Below are 23404 nucleotides of genomic sequence, written 5' to 3'. Positions count from 1 at the left end.
GGTTACACCCATTTCTCACTTTACCATTGTGTCGTGACGGCTGAAGGAGTTCACGCGTTGTCGGGGATGCGAAATCTGAAATTACTTGGGATCGGAGTTGCTGGCGTCACCTCGGATGACATGCAAGTTCTGAAGTACATGAAAGAGCTTCGCGAAATCCAACTGGGTGGCCAACTTGACGAACAAACGTTGGAAATCTTGACAGGACTACCGGAGTTGGAAAGCGTTAGGTTGGGTGAAACCTCGCTGACAGAAAAGGGGCTACAGTCTCTCGGAAAGTTAACAAAGCTCCGCGTTTTAGGTCTTGGTTATTGCACCATTACTGGAGACGGCCTGAAATACCTAGGAAGTTGCAGCGATCTCGAGGTTATGACCCTAGTTAGTGCTACCGTAGAGGATCTCTCCGGGCTGCAAGCCTTGTCGAATCTCCGATTTCTGGACATAATAAATACGTTAGCGCCACGCAATCAGGTCGCCGCAATTCAGAGGGCGTTACCCGAGTGCAAAATCATCTCTGATTCGGTCCGTGGGCTAGCATGGACGAAAACCGACCCTGACCAACTGGCATGCCAGTGGCTGATTTCCGTCGGTGGACACGGAACAATAGTCGAGTTCAACGGATTCCTTTCACATCTTCCCGACGGCGAATTAGGGATCTTCTCAGAAGGCATGTTCTGCTATCTCCGCACCGTTGATGTTGCCGATAATGCAGCGGTTGATGACACCAGCTTAAAGAACCTCGCCGGGTTGATCCATCTGGAAAAGCTGAACTTAAAAGGCACGTCGATTACCGATGCGTGCATCCCCCACTTCGAACGCCTTCGCGCTCTGAGATGGCTGAAACTGACCGGCACGAAACTCTCTGCCGAGGGTGTCAGCCGGATCGCAGCGATGCTTCCTGAGTGCGGGATCATCAGCGAGCACGGCGGCAGCATCAATGGGAATCCAGGCGACGCACCTAATTTCGCACTTGCGTTTGACGGTAAAACGGCCGATGTCGAACTCACACAAATCGAACATAACCCCGACGGCTCCTTCACAATCGAAGCGACGGTGGCTCGGGCGGAATCGTCGGCCGAACAGATCAATATCCTAAGCGCCGAAGACAGCGATGGTTCCATTGTCATGGCGATTCTCGCTAACGGTCGTCCCGCAGTTCAAATGTGGGAGAGGACGAACGTGCCCCAAAGCGAAGCGTTGAGCGTGGTTCAGCCCGGCACACTTACTCATATTGCGGGCGTTTTTGACGACGAAGTCTTGCGTGTTTTCGTGGACGGCAAACTGGAAGGAACCGCGTCGATAGGAAAACTTGCTCAGCCGTCCAGTATTTTTTATCTAGGAAAGGAGTTCGAGCACGGGCAGAAGTTCGACGGCACGATCGACGAAATTCGGATCTCCAGCACCGCTCGCTACAGCGAGGACTTCACGCCAGTCGAGCGATTCGAACCGGACGAACACACGCTGGCTCTCTATCACTGTGACGAGGGTACCGGCGGTGCGTTGCGAGACTCCTCCGGCAATGGCCACGACGGCTGGATCCGCGGGGCGACATGGGTCCGGCGCTCCGATCAGGCCAACATGAACCGCGCCGACAAGGACGTTACCAACGACGACCTCGATCGCAAGGTTGCCGAAGCAGTGCTCAAACAGGGTTTCGAAGGACTCATTCTCGTGTTGAAATCGAATGGCGAAGAGCGACGGCCTGTACCCGGAGATGCATTGCCGGACCCCAGCGAACCTTTCTTTATTTCACGTCTTAGCGTCAAACTTGCGATCAACGACTCAAGCGATCTTCTCTCTGATATAGGACGTCTTTCGGATCTGAATGCCCTTAATTTGCATAACACTGGTGCGCCGCAGGCGTCTTGGCAAGACCTGTCCCCTCTGAGTGGATTAACACAACTCGAACATTTCTCACTTAACCATTGTGCCGTGACGGCTGAAGGAGTTCACGCGTTGTCAGGGATGCGAAATCTGAAATTCCTTGGGATCGAGGTTGCTGGCCTGACATCGGATGACATGCAAGTTCTTGGGGACATGAAAGAACTTCGAAACATCTATCTCGCTGGCCAACTTGACGAACAAACGTTGGAGATTTTGACGGGATTACCGGAGCTAGATAATGTTTCGTTGACCTATACCTCACTGACAGATAAGGGGCTACAGTCTCTCGGAAAGTTAATAAAGCTCCGCGGTTTAGATCTTCGTTGGTGCACCATTTCTGGAGACGGCTTGAAATACCTAGGAAGTTGCAGCGATCTCGAGGTTATGACCCTAGCTAGTGCTACCGTAGAGGATCTTTTCGGGCTGCAAGCCTTGTCGAATCTCCGATTTCTGGACATTGTCAATACGTTAGCGCCACCCGATCAGGTCGCTGAAATTCAGAGGGCATTACCCAACTGCAAAATCATCTCTGATTCGGTCCGTGGGCTAGCATGGACGAAAACCGACCCTGACCAATTGGCATGCCAGTGGCTGATTTCCGTCGGTGGACACGGAACGATGGTCGAGTGGAGCGGATTTGGTGCGCATCTGCCCGACTTCGAATTGGGGATCTTCTACGAAGGCATGCCCTGCTATCTCCGTAGCGTTGATGTTACCGATAATGCAGCGGTTGATGACACCAGCTTAAAGAACCTCGCCGGGTTGATTCATCTGGAAAAGCTGAACTTAAAAGGCACGTCGATTACCGATGCGTGCATCCCCCACTTCGAACGCCTTCGCGCCCTGAGATGGCTGAAACTGACCGGCACGAAACTCTCTGCCGAGGGTGTCAGCCGGATCGCAGCGATGCTTCCTGAGTGCGGGATCATCAGCGATCAGGATGGCAGCATTGATGGGAATCCAGGCGACGCACCTAATTTCGCACTTGCGTTCGACGGTAAAACGGCCGATGTCGAACTCACACAAATCGAACATAACCCCGACGGCTCCTTCACAATCGAAGCGACGGTGGCTCGGGCGGAATCGTCGGCCGGACAGATCAATATCCTAAGCGCCGAAGACAGCGATGGTTCCATTGTCATGGCGATTCTCGCTAACGGTCGTCCCTCAGTTCAAATGTGGGAGAGGACGGGCATGTCCCAAAGCGAAGCGTTGAGCGTGGTTCAGCCCGGCGCACATACTCATATTGCGGGCGTTTTTGACGACGAAGTCCTGCGTGTTTTTGTAGACGGCAAACTGGAAGGAACCGCGTCGATAGGAAAACTTTCTCAGCCGTCCAGTATTTTTCATCTAGGAAAGAATTTCGAGCACGGGCAGAACTTCACGATCGACGAAATCCGGATTTCCAGCACCGCTCGCTACAGCGAGGACTTCACGCCAGTCGAGCGATTCGAACCGGACGAACACACGCTGGCTCTCTATCACTGTGACGAGGGTACCGGCGGTGCGTTGCGAGACTCCTCCGGCAATGGCCACGACGGCTGGATTCGCGGTGCGACCTGGGTCAAATCCTCCGATCACACGCCCGAGCGCGAAGTCGTCTTGAAGCCCGAGGGGAGTCTTTCCGAAGCGGAGAACCTCGATCAAGATGACTCGATCGAGATTGTGATAGAATGAGGCTCCATCGCGGAGTCTTTCCACCCCCTAGCAACGACACCCCGCCCTCGGTCGCTTCCTTAGCCCCCCACCACCGATCCTCGATCTTTTTTTTCAAGATCGTTGACAAATGACGAGAAAGTGAACTCATGGTATTTCTGCCAACACGTTTCACCCGGTTGCTCGCGTTGTTTTCTTCCGGACTCCTCTGTTTCTCCGGCTCCTTGGTGAGCTCGCTCTCGCTCGCAGAGGATTCACCCACCGCGTCGGTCGCGAACCGTCGTGATGACGTGGTGGAAGCCGCGGTTTCGCTGAGAGTTCAGAATGAAAGTCATTTTCTTGATTCAAAAAATTGTGCGGTTTGTCATTCCAATTCGAACTGGGCCGTGGCGATGCGCGACGCAAAGCGAAGACCTGTGGCTCCCTACGATTTATGGCAATCGTCGATGATGGCCAATTCTTCGCGGGACCCTTTTTGGCGAGCCGTTTTGTCCGCTGAAGTTGCGGCAACGCCGTCCATGAAAGGGGTGATCGAAGAAAAATGTACGCGTTGCCATACGCCAATGGCCGCGCCAACGCCGGAAAGTCCTGATGGCAAAGTTCTGGCCTATTTGACTAACCAGGATCAGCGTTCCCAGCTTGGATTGGACGGCGTTTCATGCACCGTGTGCCATCAAATCGCGGACCAAAACCTCGGAACGGACGCCTCCTTCACGGGGCATTTTGAAATCAATCAGGAACGGAAGATCTTTGGTCCGCATGCCGATCCTTTTACCATGCCCATGCAACACCATGTCGGTTACACACCGACTCATAGCAATCATGTTCTGAAATCGGGACTCTGTGCGACTTGTCACACAGTGATGACCCACAGTGTTGATGCCGACGGGCGTCCAACCGCAGGTGAATTTCATGAGCAAACGCCCTACCTTGAATGGCGAAATTCCGTGTTCAACGACGAAGTGGACCCTCCGAGCAACGAGGCGAAGAGCTGTCAAGCTTGTCACATGCCCACAACCGATGTCGACGGAGAGCCGATCGCGACTCGGATCGCGCACAATCCAGGTGGGCGTGACTTTCCGTTCCTCGGACAACGGACCCCGTTTGGTCGGCATGCTTTCCTTGGCGGCAACACTTTGATGAAGCGGATCCTGCGCGACAATGCGAAGGAGCTGGGAGTGATCGCGCCGGCTGAGGCCTTTGACCAGTCGATCCAAACGACCTTGCAGTTTCTGCAAAACGAGTCTGCGGAAATTGAAATCAAAACCGTTTCGGTCGAGGGCAACCAGCTCAGAGTGCCGGTGGTGGTCCGCAATCGAAGTGGGCATAAGCTTCCAACGGCTTATCCGAGTCGACGAGTCTGGGTCGAGTTGGTTGTCACCGATGTCAACGGCCAAACGGTTTTCTCGTCGGGGCAGACCAACTCCGACGGCGAATTGGTCGACGCCGATGGCAACGTTCTGATCAGCGAACAGGCCGGCGGACCGGTGAACGAGCATCATTCGGTTGTCAATCAGTCGGATCAAGTCCAGGTTTACGAAACCATCATGGGGGATGCCGACGGGAAACCGACCTTTACCTTGTTACGAGGTGCAACTTACGTGAAAGACAATCGTTTGTTGCCGCGGGGTTGGGATCCTGACCACGCCGATGGTCCCGCCACACGTCCCTATGGGATCGGCGAAGACAGGGATTTTGTTGGCGGCAGTGACTCGCTGATTTACGAAATTCCGATTCCATCACCCGGGGAATACACGGTGAAGGCAACGCTCATGTTCCAAGTGATCACCCCGCGTCACGCAAGCGAATTGTTTCGGTTTGAGACGCCCGAAGTGGCGCGTTTCCGCAGGTTGTTTGAGCAAGCCAATCGGAAACCCGAGGCATTGGCATCGACGACGCAAACCGTGTCGGCTGGGCAACGTTGACGTCAAATCAGGTGAGAGGTCAATAATAGGAAACGAGCATTTTGGCTGACAGCATTCGCGGTCTATTTCAAGTCCCAGACGGTTAAATCGTCTAGCGAGAGCGAGTCACCTCGCATGACGAAACGATAATTGGGTTTTTCGGTATCGAGGCTTGCGTGGGAAGCTTTGACAACGAGGCCATTGTCCGTTTGTGCAACCACCTGATCGCCCAACATCTCCACTTGCAGGGTGTACCATTTTCCCTGCTCAAACTTTCCATTGCCCCTTCGCGACCACGAACCTCTCAGGAAGCGCGGAATCAAACGACTCCTTTATTGTGGGTTCGCCGAGTGTAGCGATCAAAGGATCAAGCGAAGCGTTCTTCTCTGCGGATGCCGTGCTGAGAAGATTCACCAAAAAGATCATGCAGAAGCCAAAATTGCGAATCATCATCATACCTACGGAGTGAGCGGTGAAGGAAACAAGAACAGTGTACTCGGTCCTGACCGGCAATGGGAAAGTGGCCCCAGTCCATTGAACTTGCTGCCTGGGCGGGATGGCTGCTGTTGATATCCGCCACGGCGCGGCTTAGAATTCTCATTATGAATCTATCCCTGCTTGGCATAATTGCCACCGCCCTCGTGTTGTCCGTTACCCTCAATGCCGAAGAGTTCGTCTTTGAGGCAAACTATGACGAGTCGAAGATTCCGGCCTACGAGTTACCGGATGTCCTTGCCGGAGTGACGACGGCTGACGACTGGGTGGCAAAGCGTGTCGAATGGTACGACCTGCTTTCGCGAGAGATGTTCGGAATGGCTCCGCCTGAGAGTCAAGGGGCGACCCAATTTCGATCTGCAGCGGACAACACGCTGGTTCTCGACGGTAAGGTGCTGCTGCGACAGCTGATCGTGGAACTTGCTGGCAAGGAATTGAACCTTGCCTTGTTCTTGCCGAAGTCTGCGACTGAAAAAGCGGTCCCCGTTTTCCTTGGGTATAACTTTAACGGCAACCATACCGTGATCGATGATCCTGCGGTTTTGCTTCCGCAGAGTTGGATGCGAAGTACTTCGGATCATCAAGCTCATGAAAAGGATCGAGGCACATCCGCAAGTCGCTGGTCGATTGAACAGATTGTCGATGGCGGATTCGGGTTGGTGACTTTGTACTACGGAGACGTCGATCCTGATTTCGATGATGGTTTCAAGAACGGCGTTCACGAGCAACTCGGAATTCCTGCCGCTGACCAGGCGGCATCGATCGCGACCTGGGCGTGGGCGTTGAGCCGAGTCGTGGATGTTTTGGAAAAGGTGGAAGAAGTGGATGCGACAAAAGTTGCCGTCTTCGGTCATTCGCGACTTGGCAAAACCAGTTTGTGGGCAGGTGCATCGGACGAGCGAATTGCACTGGTGATTTCAAATGATTCTGGCTGTGGTGGTGCTGCCTTATCACGCCGGAGGATCGGAGAAACGGTATGGCGAATCAACGACTCCTTCCCACACTGGTTCTGCGGAAACTTCAAGAAGTACGGAAACCATGAAGCCGACATGCCATTCGACAACCATGTGCTATTGGCACTCGTTGCGCCGCGTCCCCTCTACGTTGCAAGCGCCGAAGCGGACCAGTGGGCTGATCCAAAAGGTGAGTTCTTGTCATGTCTGCATGCCGACCCTGTCTATCGGCTGCTGGGCACCGAGGGTTTGCCGACCGACACCATGCCCGCGGTGAATGAACCGGTCCATGGACAGATTGGCTACCACATGCGAAGTGGAAAGCACGATGTGACCGACTTTGATTGGCAGCAGTACGTGGAATTCGCAACGCGGCACCTTTCGAAATTGGGGCCACGCTGATCTTTCACCGAAGCGCATCCACGCGATATTCGAAACTGGCCTGAATTCGTAGACGACCGCAGCGGCATCGTCTTAGCGTTGCGTGTCCTGTTTCTTGAACTCTTTGTGAATTGTTGCGCCCGATGAGGTAAATGGTCGAGCCTTCTCAGTCAGGCCCAGTCCCTTTTTCGATTCTGCCTGTTTTGCAGCAAACCCATGACACACTCGAAGGTTCTCGCAGTTGATCGATTGTTCAAAGCATTTGGTGACATCCACGCCGTTTCCGGTGTGTCGTTCGCGATTAATGCGGGCGAAGTCTATGGCTTGCTAGGCCCCAACGGCGCGGGGAAAACGACAACGATCGACATGATCTGTGGCTTACGGAAGCCTGATAGCGGGACCGTGTCGATCAATGGGAAAGATTTCTCAATCGATCCCAAATCCGCCCAGCAAAGCATGGGGGTCGTGCCCCAAGAGGTTGCTCTCTATGAAGAGCTTTCAGCCGAAGAAAACCTGTTGTTTTGGGGGAAACTTGCCGGATTGTCATCCAAGTTGGCAAAGGAGCGAACCGAACACCTGCTGCACGACCTGATGCTAACCGATCGGCGCCGCGACGCGGTTCGCACCTATTCGGGTGGAATGAAGCGACGGGTCAATATCGGTTGCGCTCTGCTTCACAACCCGCAACTGTTGTTGCTGGACGAACCGACCGTTGGCATCGATCCGCAAGCTCGTGCGAACATTCTCGAGTTTGTTCGCGGCCTGACCGCACAGGGCACCGGAGTGCTCTACACGACGCACTATCTTGAGGAAGCCGAAACACTTTGTGACCGGATCGGAATCATCGACCACGGAAAACTACTGGCCGAAGGAACCTTACAGGAATTGCAAAATCGTTTGAGCGGTGACCGATTGTTCGTATTGGAAGGCGACTTCGCGAATGCAGATCCGAAGCAATGGACTGGATTTGCCGATCGTTTCCGAATCCTAAGTCAGCGCGAGCATCAGCTTATCCTCGCATCGGTCGACGAGCGTCACCCGTCTGATTGTTTGCGAGAGCTATTGGACATTCCTGTTAGGGTTGACAACGCAATGGTGAAGAAACCGAATCTAAATGACGTCTTTTTGCAACTCACTGGACGAGAACTGCGAGAATAAGATGCTTGGAACATTGCTGCGGAAAGACTTGCGACGACTGCGCTCCAATTGGGTCGGTTTTGCGATTTTGTTGGCCATGCCGATCGGCATCACCGCACTCGTTGGCAGCGTCTTTGGCCCATCGGCTCGTAACGGAGAGATGCCTCGTATCCAACTAGCGATCGTGAACGAGGATCAAGGATTGATCGGAAACATGATCGCCACCGCCGCCTCTGGTGAACAGGCTGCTGACTACCTCGATTCGGTTGGCGTCACTCGCTCCGAGGCGATGGACTTGATGAACAACAATCAGATCAGTGCCGTGATCGTTATCCCAAAAGACTTTACCGAGAAGTACGTTTCGGGTCAGTCAACACCGCCGATCGAGTTGATTAAGAATCCAGCGCAGTCCTACATGCCGGCGATTACTGAAGAGTTGCTGCGGTTAGTGACCGAGGGACTCAACGCGGTTTCTCTGAACTTGGTCGATGAGATGCCAGATGTCATCGAAATTCTCGATGCCCCCGGCGCACCGGATACCGTTCGCTTGGCAAGCATCATGACACGCATCGGTGATCGGCTGAAGCGGGCGGAAGGCTACCTTTTTCCACCGGTGATTGGGCTTCAACGAGGCACCGTCGAGGATCCCGAAATTGCCGATGAGGAAAGCGAAGGCTTTAACGTGTTTGCACTGGTCATGCCGGGACTCGCCGCGTTGTTTCTGCTGTTTACCGCTGAGGCGACAGCTAGAGATTTGGTCGTTGAGCGAAGGACGAAAACGCTCAATCGCTTTCGCACATGCCAAGTTCGTTTGTTGCCGTTCTTCGTCGCCAAAGCAGTCTATTCGTATACGGTCGTGATCCTTGCTGCGGTGATCATGCTTGTCGGTGGAGCATGGATTTTTGGAATCCAATGGCGAAGCCCAGTTGAGACCGCCATCCTCACCTCCGCCTATTCCGCGTTTTGTGTTGGATTTGCATACCTGATGGTCGCAGTCATTTACCGTGAAAAACGGATTGCGATTTTGTCGACGATCCTCATCATGATGATTGGATTTCTCGGTGGTTCGATGCTACCGAGCCAGAATTTGCCGCCATTCATTCGAGATATTTTGTCCCCCAGGATGCCAAATCACGCCTTTGCGGAATCGATCAAAAATCTTCAGTTTGGTTTTCCCGGCCCGAATTGGGCGACCGCGTCGATTGGTCTAGTGGCAGTTGGCGCTACGATGTTGATGATCGCGATCCCGCTGTTCCAATACCGACTTGATCAGGGAGCAGAGGAATGAGATGCATTTGGGTGATCGCGAGCAATGATCTTCGTGTTTTCTTGAAAGACAAGGGCGGCTATTTTTGGTTGTTCGTGATGCCCGTTGTCTTTATCTATTTCTTTGGAACGGCAACGGGTGGATCGGATCGCCCCCCCGAGGATCCGCGTCCCACAGTGGTCGTCCATAACGAGGATAGCGGCTACGTCGGAGCAATCTTTCTTGAACAACTTGAACAAGAAGGGTTTCGGGTGATTGATTGGGTTGATGCCGATCCCGCCGAACGAACCCTCCATATTCCTGAGGACTTCACTGCGAAAGTCGAATCGGCAGAGCAAGTCGATGTCGAGTTCTTTCGGCGGTCGGATAGTGATTTGCAGCCAGCGGCGATGGTTGAAGTGCGAATCGTACGTGCGATCACTGCGGTCACATCGGCGATCTTTGCCGTGGTTTCGCAGGAAGCTGATTCGATGCTCCGTGAAGCGCCGTTAAGGGCGATGCTTGCACGCGAAAAGCCCGTCCAGTTGGAGGTTCAGTTCGCCGGACGCAGGAAGATCCCATCGGGATTCGAGCAATCCGTCCCAGGATATCTCGTCATGTTTGTCTTGATGAATTTGCTGATCTTCGGAGGCCTGGCGATATCACAGGAGCGATCGGGCGGAGTGCTACGCCGTATCGCCGTTCATCCAGTATCAAGAATGCAATTGGTCGTTGGCAAAATTCTTGGGCGATTTCTGTTAGGGATCGTACAGATCGTCTATTTGCTGTTGATCAGCAAACTCGTTTTTGGCATGGACTATGGCGACAACCTGTTGTTGATTGGTGTCACGTTGGTGGTTTTTGCTTGGGGCTGCGCTTCACTCGGCGTCCTGATTGCCGCGGTTGTCAAAAATCAAGAGAGCGTTCAAGGGCTATGTACGTTAGGCTCGATCGCGATGGCTGCGCTCGGAGGCTGTTGGTGGCCTCTTGAGATTGTTCCCGATTTTGCTCGCCAAGTGGGTCAACTCTTTCCCACCGCGTGGGCAATGGATGCGATGCACCAGTTGATCAGTTTTGGCGGAGGTCTAGCGGAGATTTTGAATCCGCTCGGTTTGATCGCACTGTTCGCAATCACGACCAGTCTGCTCGCGGCAAAATCGCTGCGTTTTCAATGACTTCGTCGGCATAAATGGTCATGACGGAGGATTCGTTTCTAGCGAGCCTCCAGAGACACCCTCCCCACGGGCTCCTCGAACAGCTACACTAAGAGCCTACTCTTTCTTACAAAGTCTTGATTTTCTGACAAATCGAATGGCGATTGAAACGAACGCGAATCGCGCTTATCAGCACTTGCGCAATAAGCTGATAGCCGGCGATTTCGAGCCCGGCAGCAGATTGCTTTACGGCCCCATTGGAAAGGAAATCGGCGTCAGCGCGACACCTGTTCGAGAAGCTGCGGGCCAGTTGGCCAATGAAGGATTGGTGGACCTGGTGCCCAACATGGGGGCAATCGTGTGTAGCCTTAATCGGAACGATCTGATTGAGATTTATGAGGTTCGCGAGGTGATCGAGCCGGCAACGGCGGCACTGGCGGCCCAGCGGATCATTGCTCGTCAACTCGCGCAGATCGAGAAGGAGCTTTCGGACATGCGGGCGCTCACGGTGGAGCATCGGCAATCCGAACGGAAATTTGCGGGGAAACGAATCAGCAAACGCTTCGATAAAGCGGACTATCAATTCCATAAGCTGATCGTTGAAGCAACTGGCAACCAGGCTTTGATGCGCACCGCATCCCAATCGCACGTCCTTACACTTGTCTTTGGCATTCGCCAACACGCCTACACCTCCGCAGGAATGCAACGCACGTGCGACGAGCACGAGCGAATTCTGGCTGCGATTCGAACGGGAAACGCGGAACAGGCCCGAGCCGCCTCGGCAGCGCACATTCAAAGAGGACTGCTTGATTCTCTTGCGACGATTGACGAGCAAGCCGAGGCGGAAAACGCCGACTGATCAGACTCGCGATCCGATTGCGGTTTCATTCCGCTACACTTGATTCGGGCAACTTCTTTTCGCACGTTCCCGAGGCAAGTGAGTTGCCCTCGCACGCCCCCGCAGTCGCTTGCATCCACGTTCTCTATAGACTACATTGCAGACAGGCAGGGCTTCGCCTTCAATTCTCGCAGGCTACGCATCTCAATGACGGCAACGACGATTTTCAAGCAGACCTCGAATCCGCAGCACTTCGCCTTGTCCGGCATCGTTCCACCGTTAGTCACGCCGCTCGCAGCAAGGGACACACTGGATATCGAAGGATTGCAGCGTCTGATCGATCATGTGATTGCCGGCGGGGTGGCCGGCGTCTTCATTCTCGGCAGCACGGGCGAAGCACCGAGTCTAAGCTATCGACTCCGCCGTGAAATGATCAAAGAAGTGACGCGACGGGTGGAGGGTCGCGTCCCTGTTCTTGTCGGCGTAACCGACACGGCGTTTGTTGAATCGGTCGCCCTAGCCCAGCATGCGGCCGATTGCGGTGCGGATGCGGCTGTCTTGACAACCCCCTATTACTTTCCGGTGGGACAAACCGAGTTGACGGCTTATGTGCAAAACCTCGCGCCGCTGATTCCGCTGCCTTTGATGCTTTACAACATGCCAGGGTTGACGAAAGTTTGGTTTGAGATTGAGACCCTCCGTAGGCTCTCCACGATTTCGTCCATCGTTGGTGTGAAGGACAGCAGTGGTGATTTGGGCTATTACGCAAACCTCTGCAAACTGAAAACGGTTCGTCCTGATTGGAGCATTTTGCTCGGGCCCGAAGCGCTACTGGCCGAAGCTCACGCACTGGGTGGTGATGGAGGCGTTTGCGGCGGCGCGAACGTCGCACCACAGTTGTTTACCGGTTGTCACCGCGCACTAGTGGATGGTGACATGGATACCGCAGAAAAGCTATCCGAAAAGATTCGCGAGTTCCAGAAAATCTACGATGTCGGCAAGTACGCATCGCGACACATTAAAGCGACGAAGTCAGCACTGTCGATCTTGAACATCTGCAGCGACTTGCCGGCTGATCCTTTCAACCGATTCCTTGAACCGCAGCGAAACCTAGTTGCCGACGTCTTAGCAAGGGTGGGCATCCTATGATCGCTGCCGTGTTATTCAACGGCCTCGACTGGCTGGTGTTAGTCGGATATTTCGTTGGAATTTTGTCTTTGGGCCTGTTTTTCTGGCGGCGAAACAACTCGGCGGACCAGTTTTCTGCGGGCGGGCGAACGCTTCCTGGGTGGTTGTGCGGGCTCTCCATCTTTGCGACCTATCTCAGCAGCATCAGCTATCTGGCATTGCCGGGCAAAGCCTTCGTCGACAACTGGAATGTGTTTGTCTTTTCGCTGGCGATTCCCTTTGCGGCTTTTGTGGCTGTGCATTGGTTTGTGCCGCTCTATCGCCGATCCGGCGAAATTTCGGCGTACTCGTGGATGGAGAAACGCTTCGGGTTGTGGGCTCGAGTTTTCGCAAGTTGTTTTTATTTGATGTATCAGGTCGCACGGATCGGCGTGGTCATGTATTTGATGGCGTTACCAATGGCGGTGCTGTTTGGCTGGGACATTCGCATGATCATCATGGTCACCGGTGTGATCGTCACCGCTTATTCTTTTGTCGGTGGAATCGTTGCTGTGATCTGGGCCGATGCGATTCAAGCGGTCGTGTTGTTGGTCGGCGCGCTGTTGGCGTTGGCAATCCTACTGTTTGGGATGTCAGGCGGACCATTGGAAGTGATGGAACTGGCAAACGAACACGACAAGCTTTCGCTGGGAAGTGCGTCTCTATTGGACTTTTCCACACCGACGATCTGGGTCGTGCTCGCGTTCGGCTTCTTCGACAATCTGCGAAACTTTGGCGTCGACCAAAGCTATGTTCAGCGTTACATCGCCGCCAGCACGGATCGAGAAGCAGCGAAAAGCGTATGGCTCGGTGCATTGTTGTATGTTCCGGTCAGTGCATTGTTCCTTTTCATCGGGTCGTCCTTGTACGCTTTCTATGAACGTCATCCTGCCGAAATTCAGGAGGTTCGTGTGATCGTTGCGGAGCAGCATTTGATGCAGGCTGGCGTGTCCGTTGATTCGGCCGACTATCGCGAGAAGCTCCAGCTCGCGGCCGGTGAACTGACCGAAACCGACTTGGGCGATCGCGTTTTCCCCCACTTTATCGTCTCCCAGTTGCCCCAAGGCGTTCGAGGTTTGTTGATCGCGGCGGTCTTTGCGGCGGCGATGAGTACCGTATCGACTTCGCTGAATTCGTCGGCGACGCTGGTGATGAGCGACTTCTTCAAGCGATTGCTTCGGCCTGGATCGAGTGACAGAACTCAACTCGCTGTCTTGCGAGGTGCCACGATCGCCTGGGGCGTGTTGGGGACGCTGATGGCGCTCACGCTCGTGCAACTGACCGACAGCGTGCTCGATATTTGGTGGCTCCTTTCAGGAGTCTTGGGTGCTGCGATCATTGGTCTGTTCTTGTTGGGTCTGATGGTTCCTTCGATCACAAACCGCCGTGCCATCCGGGTCGTGGGCGTGGGGATCCTTGTGATCGGCTGGATGACCCTCTCCGTGACCGATCGCTGGCCGACATCCTTGGAAAGCTTCTCGAGTCCTTTTCATCCTTTCATGGTCGTTGTCATCGGTCCGTTGGTGATGGTCTTGTTGGGCTATCTCGTGGCTGGGCGAAGCGATGTTGTAAAGGAATCATGAGAGAACCGCTCGCTTAGTCTGGTCAGCCAAGCACCTACGGGCTTTGGGGAGTGTTGGGAACGCGTGCTTCCAAAGCACTGATCGACGAGAGCTCTTGACGCGACAACGTGAGGTTCCCAGTGGGCTGTCGGCCTCGGCGCCATTGCCGCTGTCCGATGACCCGTCGGCTGTCCTGTTCACCAGAGGCGATGGAAAAGCACACAGGGTTCAAGGTGCGCATGCGGCTGAGGATCGCCCCCTTGATGGTTCTGGAATTTTTCGAAGTGTTGTCTTATCGCGTTCTTGGTGCGGCATCCTTCTGAATTCCTGGAAAATTCCGGATGGAACGGGTTAGATTGATACCAGAGCCACAGTCGAATGTTCCGTGTGTCTAGGACACACCAACAAGTCGCCCACGTGACGATGCCCGATGCCCTAAAATCGAACGGGAAGAGAAGTGGATTTTTATGGCCTTTTGAATAACGGCGGCTGGAGCAAGCAATGGTAATGAAGGGAAATAGGAGTGCGGGGTTCATCGTTTATTTTTACGCTGCCCTCTCGTCGATGGCGATATCAGCCGAGCAACCGAATATGGTTGTGGTGCTTGTGGATGACCATGCCTATGAAGCGATCTCGGCCTATGAAAGTCATTTGAAAGACTATGCCCAGACGCCAACCATCGACCGGCTGTTTCATGAGGGCATGCGTTTCGACAACATGACCGTGCCCAATTCGATTTGCTCGCCGAGTCGCGCGGCAATCTTGACGGGGCAGTTCAGCCACGTCAATGGTGTGTTGAGACTCAACGGCAGGATCAATGAGGATTCGCCACAGTATCCTGCGGAGCTACAAAAGCTGGGCTACCAAACTTTTTTGGTAGGAAAATGGCACCTCGAGAATTCGCCGAAAGGGTACGACAAGCACATGACCGTGAAGGGGCAGGGAGCCTACTTTGATCCGCAGCTTTCTGGTTCGGAAGGGTCGTGGAAAAGAGAGGGCTATTCTACCGATGTTTACACGGACATTGCACTCGATTGGTTGGAAAGCAGGGACCGAAAGAAACCATTTCTGTTGAGTCTTCAATTTAAGGCTCCTCATCACGACTATGGCCACGCAGAAAGATACAACAACCTGCTGGCCGGTGTGACCATTCCTGAGCCCCCGACGCTTTACGAAGACGTCCGTCGAGAAGATTCAAATCTAAAGAAGCTGTTTATTCGTGATTCGGCATTCCATATGCTTCATTCAGGGCGTAGGTCGTACTATGAGCGTCATCAGAACGACCAAGTTCCCGATGCGATGGGACAGCACGATGCGAAAAGCGACCGCGACCGAATTCGCGCTGCGTATCAGCATCAGATTCATAAATACATTCGCTGCATTCGCGGCAATGACGACAACCTTAAACGGGTGCTCGGCTCTCTGGAGGCACAGGGCATCCTTGATGATACCGTTGTGATTTACACCTCCGACCAAGGCTACTGGCTCGGGCAACACGGCCTCTACGACAAACGTCTGATATTGGAGTCCTCGGTCCGCACGCCATTCTTGATTCGATACCCGCGGATGATCATGCCGGCAAGCGTGAATGCGGACTTGACGATCAATATCGATGTTGCGCCAACATTGTTGGAACTGGCCGGCGCCGAGATACCTCCAACAATGCAAGGAAGAAGCTTGGTGCCGCTCTTGAAGGGTGAACCCGTTCCTCCAAATTGGCGAACCTCACAGCTCTACACCTATTGGGGCGGTACTCCAAAACACTATGGAGTGCGCGACAAGAGGTTCACGTACGTCGAATCCGATCTTTTTTCGGCCGAACTGTTTGATCGTAAATTGGATCCGCAACAGCAACACAACGTGGCAGGGAATCTCGAGTACGCAACTGTGTTGAGAGACATGAAAGCCGAACTGCGCAAGCAGATCGAGAATTGTGGAATCGGCGTTGAGGAGCTTCCGGGTGCGAACGTAGAGGCAGACAGGAAGGTCATCGCAGGGCAAAGGGCAGCAAAGGGAGGACGCGGGGTGGGCGAGGGAAAGGAGGCGACAAAGACAGCAGGTGAGAGCGGCAAGGAGAGGGTGGGCACATCACGTGAGTAAGCTAAGGATTAAAGCGGCAATCGAACATCGAATGACTTGCCCACCGATTCTGGGGAAGAGCCGTAAAAAAACGCTGAGCCATTTTCTGTGAGGAAAATGGGTTAGAATTTGCCCATCATTTCGCAGCAGAAAGACGACCATGAAGAAGTCGAATTTTACGGACCAGCCGCCCGACGCCTGATTGAGCGAGCCGACAGCGGCGGTTTTGTCGATTGGCTGAGAAAACCGTCGTTGCCAAAAGAGATGACCAAGTCTGCGTATTGAATACCGTAAGTACAATGAGAGGAAGAGATGAGATTGAAACGTTCGGCAACGATGATCTGCCAATTCTGTGCCATCCTGGCGTTGGTGCTTTTCCTCGCAATGAGCGCGACCGCCGAGTCGAAACCGAACATCGTTTTCATTCTCGTCGATGATCTCGGACATGCGGATGTCGGCTTCAATGGATCGGTCTTCTACGAAACGCCCAACATCGACACGCTGGCTCGCGAAGGTTTGGTGATCGAAAACGCCTACATGTACCCGACCTGCTCTCCCTCACGCACGGCGCTGGCTACCGGCAAGCAATCGTTTCGCACAGGTGTCTACACGGTACCCGTTCTTGAGCAGGGCGATGATCAATCCAATATCTTTTCGCGCTGGACGGTGGGTGAAGAACACACGATGTATAGTCAACCGCTCGCTGATGCAGGCTACAAGTCGATCCATCTTGGAAAGTGGCACTTGGTCGGACCGTATCCGAAAGAAGAGCTGGCGATGGAATTTCCTTTGAAGAAGAAGCTTCGGCAGCCCAGTCCCTGGGACTTCAGCTGGGTGCCGTATCACAAAGAACACTGCCGGCAATACTATCCCGAAGGCCGTGGGTATTTGAAAAACGTTGGCGGTACGTACCGCGGTGACCCTGCGTTGGAGGTCGGTGGGTACAACAGTGAAACCGGCGGCTACTTTGCTCCGTTCAGCAACCCGTTCATCGAGTCGAAACCCGATGACACGTGGCTGACCGATCGGTTGACCGACGAAGCGATCGAGTTCATGGATCAACACCAACAAGAGCCATTCTTCATCAATCTGCATTACTATACCGTTCATCGCCCCATTCGCGGGCGCAGCGAAGGTCTCGTCAAAAAGTACATGAACAAGCCAGGCGATCCTGTCACCGGTCAGGGAACCGGCGAGGGGTCTGTCAAGGAACGTGAGGCCCAATACGCGACGATGATCGAATCACTCGATGACAACGTCGGCCGGATCGCGAAGTTCCTGGATCAGAACGGGTTGCGTGACAACACGCTTGTCATCTTTACATCGGACAACGGCCAAAATATCGGCCGTAACGATCAGCTACGTGGCAAGAAAGGATACATCTACGAAGGCGGTATCCGTGTTCCCACTTGTTTGAACTGGCCTGGCAAAATCGACGCTCGGCGAACATCCACCGCGGTCAGCTGCCTCGACTTCTTTCCGACGTTCATGGACTTGGCTGGGATCGAATATGACGGCGTGCTCGACGGACAATCGATCATAGGGCTCTTTGATGGCGAGCCTGCGTCGTTGCGGAATCGCCCTCTGTTCTGGCATTTGGCGAGTCGTTACAAGCACGGTACCTGTTCTGTCATCCGTAAGGACGATCGCAAGTTGATTCAGTTCCTCGCCGACGGAAAATTGGAACTTTACGACCTGAAAAATGACCCGCGCGAGGAGCAGAACCTTGTCGCAGAGCATCCAGAGCAAACGCAGGCATTGCTCAAGGAGTTGGTCGAATGGCGAAAAGCAAATGATGTTCCGCTTCCCCCACTCGGAATCCACGACGAGATCGACACGAAATCATCGCCGCGTTAACAGCACCCAGAGCGTTTGGTGTTCGGGGCGCAATGACACGGCGCCGTTGCGGATCGCCAACTCTTCTGTTTTGCGACCATCAGCGGCAAGTCGCCACGCGCGGACGGGAGTACCGGGAACGGTGAGATCCAAAGGAACACCTTCACTGAGCGTGGGAGACTGTCCCCAATCATTGGACGTAAACCCCGTACGCTCTTCATTCCAGGGCATGCCGGCGTTCTCGGTGCGCGCGGACGCCGCCAAGAGGATTTCCTGACTCTCGGCAAGCGGTTTGGCGTCCAGAGCAACCAGCGAGATGCATGCGTAAGCCGGGACGTCTCGAGGCCACGGCCGATCAAGCACTGCGACTTGAACGTCTCCCACTTCGAATGTCCGTCCGCCGACATGACCGATCAAGAGACGAACCGCCGGAGCCTCGAGCGAGAACCAAGCTCCGTCGGGATCGTTCGGATACCAGCGGATTTGATTCGTGTCAGCGACCCGCAGCCCCGCCGATACCGTCGTATTTCCACTTAGGACCGCGTCGTCCCCTGAATTGACCAAGTCGACGGTGGCCTTTCGCAGCCAGACTGCCGCAGGGTCGCCGCCCACCCTGCGCCAAACGTCCTCCACGGCTCCGTCTTGCAACGTCACCTGAGGCACCTGGTCAACGGGAATGCGACATGCGACTCCATCTGCGGACGTGGTAATCAGTCCTTTGCGGAAAGCGAGCGCGCAGGCTGGTGCATGGACCAGCACATTGGCACGACCGATCAGATGAAAGTAACTCCGCATGAACGTGTTCGCATAGTCTTTCCCAAAGTCCCGATAGGTATAGCTATAGAATGCGTCCCAATCCTGCATGCCCGCAACCGCCGTAAACAGCGGCAGCAGTTCCGCGCCATGGTCGTTGGGTGCAGGCGTGTTGTATTCGGAAATGCTGAAGGGACGCCCAGCGATCCTGCTGACGCCCATCCGCGCAAGCGTTCCGCCATCAGCGGCAGCGACTTGGCTGGTATTCGCAATCCGAAACGCAGTCACATGGCCAGCGTCGTTGCGTGTGTAGGATGGATGTTCCCAATAGCCATGGATGTCAACATAGTCGGAAAGTGTTGATTCACGGAGCACACCGGCAACTCCACCGTAGGAAACTTGCGTGTCGGCCACCGGCATCTTGCATCCGATTTCATCTTTGAGCAATCGCACAATGCGCGTGGTCGTGGCCATTTCGGTGTCGATGAGAAACCGCATCCAGTCCAGCCGCACAGTAGCAACGGCGGTTGCCCCAGGTAGTCCGACGCCACGTTCGAGAGTGTCAGTCTCCGGCAATCCCTCGCCGCCTCCCGGTCGTAAACTCACGTTATCGAATTCGACTTGCCCCGTTTCATTTCGCAACGAGACATTCAACCGCAAGTGGCCCGGTGTCGATGCAGCTTTGATCGGCCCAGACAGGGTGAACGTTTGCCACTGGGGTGAAAGCCCGATCGCCTCGTTCAATCCGACGTTGCCATAAGGTTCGGAGTCAAGCATCACGTTGACTCCGACTCGTTTGGAGTCACGGCTTCTGGCCCGAAACGATAAGGTGTATCGGCCCGGATCAAGTTGCAATCCCTTGTATTGAAGCTGCAGATTCCAATCCGCGGTCCCGCTCTGGGTTGCGGTCCAGGTCAAACGTGATTGATCTTTTTCTAAAGTCGATTCTGCTCCGCCGGCGTTCTGGGCCCTCCATTCGTCCATGCTCGTAAACCGTTCCTCTCCCAGCGGCACGACATCGGCATTCCAAGCTTGGCGTAACGACTCGGTCGTACCGTAGCGGCGCTGTAACCACCTCGTCCACTGCTGCTGCAAGGCGTGCAGGAACGGCTCGGGCAATCGTCTGAGATCCGATAGGTCGTCTCGAATCATCGTATTCTCGTTATTGATCTCAATACACGCGATCGCCGGTTCTTCAGCGTACCGCCGCCCTGTATGGGGATTCACGTGACCCAGTAAGTCACGGCAAAATGCTTCCATTTGACGGATGAACGGCTCATGCCAACGATCCAAATTCTTGCTGTACCGGAAGGCCCGGCTACTCGCCACCGTCGGTTGCCCTGGGTACTCGCGGCCAACATGCAAATTCAGATTCAAGTAGATCCCATTGGCGGCGCACTCTGCAATCAGTCGATCAAGCTTGGCCAGGCTCTGTTCCGAAAGTTTGCCGATAGCGGGATCGTCCCACAAACTGTCACGACTCGAACCGCTCCATGAGTGGTCCATGAAGTGCAGCCGCAAGCAGTTGAATCCGAATTGGCGCAGCCGTCGAGCAAGCAGTGGAGCAACGTCCTGGTCCGGGAAGCAGCTGTCGCCGGTCACGTTCGTCCCGAACAACCGCAACCGCTGGCCTTCTGCGTCGACAAAGTGCCCGTCGCTAACGCTGACATAACCAGCCTCAGGAATCCTATCCGAGTTGAGGTAAGAAAGATCAGCGACACCCCCATTGGATAGGGCCAACGCAGGCACATCAAACACAAACCAGCCGGCGGTATCCGGATTGACCTGTGCGTAACCGGTTGTCACGGCAACCAATAGCATTGCCAATACTGCAGACAGGTTCGTTCGATTCATCGTTTGTTGCCTTTCGATGCAAGTCGTTATGCATAGGAGGGGGATTGTTTCCCGTGGATCGTCAGCAAGAAGAATGCAAGTTGGAATCGCACGCTACGATCAGTACTTCGCGTCCTGGGTGTATTCGTACGGTCCCAATCCAACGTCTTTGGGACCGAAGTTGAGTGGCCAGCCGGATTCGGGTTTTTCACATAGCGTGTCGCGAATCGCTTCGTACATTCCGAATCCAAATTCGCGACATGGCTCGGCATACGAACCTTCACCCCATTCATTGACCGGTGCTAAAACGGCGCGTTTGATACCCGTCTCGCTGGAGAATTGTTTGAACTGTTGACAAACTGCGGCGAACTTTTCGGGTGTACGGTCGTCGATCCAACAGTGGTTGTTCCAGGGCCGGTCGTCCCAGCCAGTAGAAAGGTTTGGCAAAAACGGCAAGATCCCAGTGTCGTTCCGCTTGTCCCAATACGGTTTGGATGCATCCACCACCAGATCGAAACTGAACTTGCGACGGTTAGCGGCTTTACCACCGTCGTCCATGAAATGATAGATTGACGTCATTTCAAACCCCGCATCGGCTAGCCACTGAATATCGGTGGCGTCCGTCGATGCCTCAGGCCATTTCATCGCTACGAAATAGATCCCCTTGAATCCGGCTTCCTTTGACATCTGCTGTGATAGGTCCAGCAGCTTCTTGACGCCTTCGCCCTTGTTGAGTTCCTTCCCGTTTTTCTTTTCAATCTCAATCATATCCTTGTCCATTCCCTCGGGGGACCAGATCATCACGACGGGCTTGCCGTCGATGCAGTAGTATTCAGGTGTGTTGAAATAGTTGTCGATCCAGTACCTCGTGACCTCTGCCTGATCCTCCATCGAATGAGAGCCGGGCCCGTTGTGATTGGCCCACATCATTGCCCACTTCAAGTACGACTTGTACTTCGCTTGTTGAAAACCCTTGATCCAATGTTCCAGATGTCGGTTGCCCTTGTTCCAATACCAATCGACCATGTAGTACTGAATCCCGTTTTCGACCGACCACTTGATTTGCCAATCGATCACTTCTGGGCTGGACTCATTGTACCATCCCAGTAGTGGACGCCGATCAGGACAGCGGTTCCAGACTCGGGACCAGGAATGCCCGTGATACCAACCCGGGAAATACAACGCACCGATTTCGTATTCCGATTTGATAGGCTTGGGTGGCGGCACATAGTCTGCTTTGGGTAGATTCAAAGAAGGTAAGATGGAAATAGGAATCTCCACCGCAACGGGCTGCATCGCACTTTGCTGCGAGGCGGTAAGGTTCAAGGAAATCTTGCCTTCTGAGGGCTCGGTAACCGTAATGGGAAACAGTATCCGACGGCGCTCGCCCACCTTGAAGGGTTCAATCGTTATTGGATTTTCTGGATGGAGCAACGACACGCCCGCAGGCAGTTCGACGCGATTGAGTGTTAACACGCTCGTTTCCTCGCCACCGTTGTTAGCCAAATCCAGGAAGAATGCGGTTTCGTATCCGGCTCGGACGATGGCGTCTTCAATCCCGCTGAACATCAATTTGACAGTCGCTGGTCCCTGTGGATGCGAGTTCACCGCGAGTGACCGAAATGAAACGTGGGCTGGCGATTCTGCATCCTGCAGTCGTCGCAACTTAAATTGATGGACTTGTCCCATCCAGTCTTTACTGCTTGACAAATCAACGTTAAGCAAACCGTTGCCGAGTTCCACCAGGGTCGAGTGAAAGACCCCACGCTCGTTCATCCAAGAGAACTCGCCGGAGCAGGGTGTGTCCGCCGACATGTCGATTGTCAGCCAATTTCCAATTTGCTCGGTACCAAGAGAAAACAGGGGTGATTCCCATGAATCGGTCGCGTTCGGGTGGATCGTCCAAGCGGGTTTGATATCCGGCTGATTTTCCAGCTTCAAGTCGATGATTTTTATCCAGTCAACTTCGACGATGGCTTTGTTGAACTGGTTCTCGGTCAGAGCTGGGAAATCAAGCCGCAGTTTCGTGATTCGGCCCTCACGGCTCCAAAACGGATAGATGTTGATCGTCTGCCAAGTATTGGCCTCCGCCGCAGTCCAATGACTTGTCTTGGCTTGCGAAAATCCGCCGTACGGGCCTTCATTGGAGTTGGCATAAAACAGTTCGCCGTCTGTCTGTGTCAGCGGTTCGTCTTGGAGGATGCGGATTCTCGCTTGAAACAGGTTCCAAGGACGTGCCGGTATGTCCAAGTCAGCAATCGAAATAAACGGATCACGTCCGGTGATGGTCGCGCGAAGAACTCCATTTTGAGAAACCACCTCGTTCAAGAAACTCGCTCCGATCCAATTCTCTTTGTCACCTGCGGTATTGAACGACCACTCTTTAACCGTTGTCGCCTGCTCAGCGAATGCAGTGAAGACGGATCCTAGGTTGACCAGAAAAGTGACTACCCATGCATATTGAAAGGAAGTTAATCGCATCACAATCATTCTCTCGTTCACAAGTGGGGCAATGCTCGCAGCTTG

The 23404-nt window shown here is 54.1% G+C and carries 15 protein-coding genes; 12 read left to right on the top strand and 3 right to left on the bottom strand.

The genetic code is table 11. The features are described from left to right. Positions 1-33: 33 nt before the first annotated feature. Entirely contained in the window at positions 34-3561 is a 3528-nt protein-coding gene (locus Poly41_RS29355) for a LamG-like jellyroll fold domain-containing protein (protein WP_146530942.1), read from the top strand. A gap of 128 nt (positions 3562-3689) precedes the next feature. Continuing rightward, positions 3690-5465: a multiheme c-type cytochrome gene (locus Poly41_RS29350; protein ID WP_146530941.1), complete on the top strand. Its 1776-nt coding sequence runs from the start codon at positions 3690-3692 to the stop codon at positions 5463-5465. A 62-nt stretch (positions 5466-5527) separates the two neighbouring features. On the opposite strand, the gene Poly41_RS29345 is transcribed toward Poly41_RS29350, so the two are convergent. Further along, positions 5528-5767, bottom strand: a complete 240-nt coding sequence (locus Poly41_RS29345; protein ID WP_146530940.1) for a hypothetical protein — start codon at positions 5765-5767, stop codon at positions 5528-5530. A 279-nt stretch (positions 5768-6046) separates the two neighbouring features. Between Poly41_RS29345 and Poly41_RS29340 the strand changes: the two genes are divergently transcribed. From Poly41_RS29340 to Poly41_RS29300, 10 genes are all read left to right on the top strand, one after another. Continuing rightward, on the top strand, positions 6047-7294 hold the full coding sequence (locus Poly41_RS29340; RefSeq protein WP_146530939.1) for a glucuronyl esterase domain-containing protein: 1248 nt from the start codon (positions 6047-6049) through the stop codon (positions 7292-7294). Between the two features lie 195 nt (positions 7295-7489). Then, entirely contained in the window at positions 7490-8431 is a 942-nt protein-coding gene (locus Poly41_RS29335; protein ID WP_146530938.1) for an ABC transporter ATP-binding protein, read from the top strand. Beyond that, on the top strand, positions 8388-9698 hold the full coding sequence (locus Poly41_RS29330; protein ID WP_146530937.1) for an ABC transporter permease: 1311 nt from the start codon (positions 8388-8390) through the stop codon (positions 9696-9698). The genes Poly41_RS29335 and Poly41_RS29330 overlap by 44 nt, the downstream gene beginning before the upstream one ends. Continuing rightward, the gene (locus Poly41_RS29325; RefSeq protein WP_146530936.1) at positions 9695-10831 is read left to right on the top strand and encodes an ABC transporter permease; all 1137 of its coding nucleotides are present in this window, start codon (positions 9695-9697) and stop codon (positions 10829-10831) included. Before Poly41_RS29330 ends, Poly41_RS29325 begins: the two co-directional genes overlap by 4 nt. Before the next feature lie 136 nt (positions 10832-10967). Next, a complete protein-coding gene (locus tag Poly41_RS29320; RefSeq protein WP_146530935.1) occupies positions 10968-11669 on the top strand; it encodes a GntR family transcriptional regulator in 702 nt (233 codons plus the stop codon). 186 nt (positions 11670-11855) lie between these two features. Further along, positions 11856-12797 (top strand): dihydrodipicolinate synthase family protein, encoded by a 942-nt coding sequence (locus Poly41_RS29315; RefSeq protein ID WP_146530934.1) that lies wholly within the window; start codon positions 11856-11858, stop codon positions 12795-12797. Then, the gene (locus tag Poly41_RS29310) at positions 12794-14398 is read left to right on the top strand and encodes a sodium:solute symporter (protein ID WP_146530933.1); all 1605 of its coding nucleotides are present in this window, start codon (positions 12794-12796) and stop codon (positions 14396-14398) included. Before Poly41_RS29315 ends, Poly41_RS29310 begins: the two co-directional genes overlap by 4 nt. 486 nt (positions 14399-14884) lie before the next feature. Continuing rightward, positions 14885-16477, top strand: a complete 1593-nt coding sequence (locus Poly41_RS29305; RefSeq protein ID WP_197231792.1) for a sulfatase family protein — start codon at positions 14885-14887, stop codon at positions 16475-16477. A 108-nt stretch (positions 16478-16585) separates the two neighbouring features. Then, complete coding sequence (locus tag Poly41_RS34510) at positions 16586-16741, top strand: hypothetical protein (RefSeq protein ID WP_197231790.1); 156 nt, start codon at positions 16586-16588, stop codon at positions 16739-16741. A 27-nt stretch (positions 16742-16768) separates the two neighbouring features. Further along, positions 16769-18313: a sulfatase gene (locus Poly41_RS29300; protein ID WP_146530931.1), complete on the top strand. Its 1545-nt coding sequence runs from the start codon at positions 16769-16771 to the stop codon at positions 18311-18313. Here the strand turns inward: Poly41_RS29300 and Poly41_RS29295 are convergent. Next, the gene (locus Poly41_RS29295; protein WP_146530930.1) at positions 18299-20899 is read right to left on the bottom strand and encodes a beta-galactosidase; all 2601 of its coding nucleotides are present in this window, start codon (positions 20897-20899) and stop codon (positions 18299-18301) included. The two genes, Poly41_RS29300 and Poly41_RS29295, sit on opposite strands and share 15 nt — an antisense overlap. Before the next feature lie 99 nt (positions 20900-20998). Then, positions 20999-23359, bottom strand: a complete 2361-nt coding sequence (locus tag Poly41_RS29290; protein ID WP_197231789.1) for a glycoside hydrolase family 99-like domain-containing protein — start codon at positions 23357-23359, stop codon at positions 20999-21001. Positions 23360-23404: the final 45 nt, after the last annotated feature.

The sequence above is a fragment of the Novipirellula artificiosorum genome (assembly GCF_007860135.1).
GTDB lineage: Bacteria > Planctomycetota > Planctomycetia > Pirellulales > Pirellulaceae > Novipirellula_A > Novipirellula_A artificiosorum.
The sequence above is the reverse complement of the archived record's forward strand: the minus strand, read 5'-3'. Positions and strand labels throughout refer to the sequence as shown.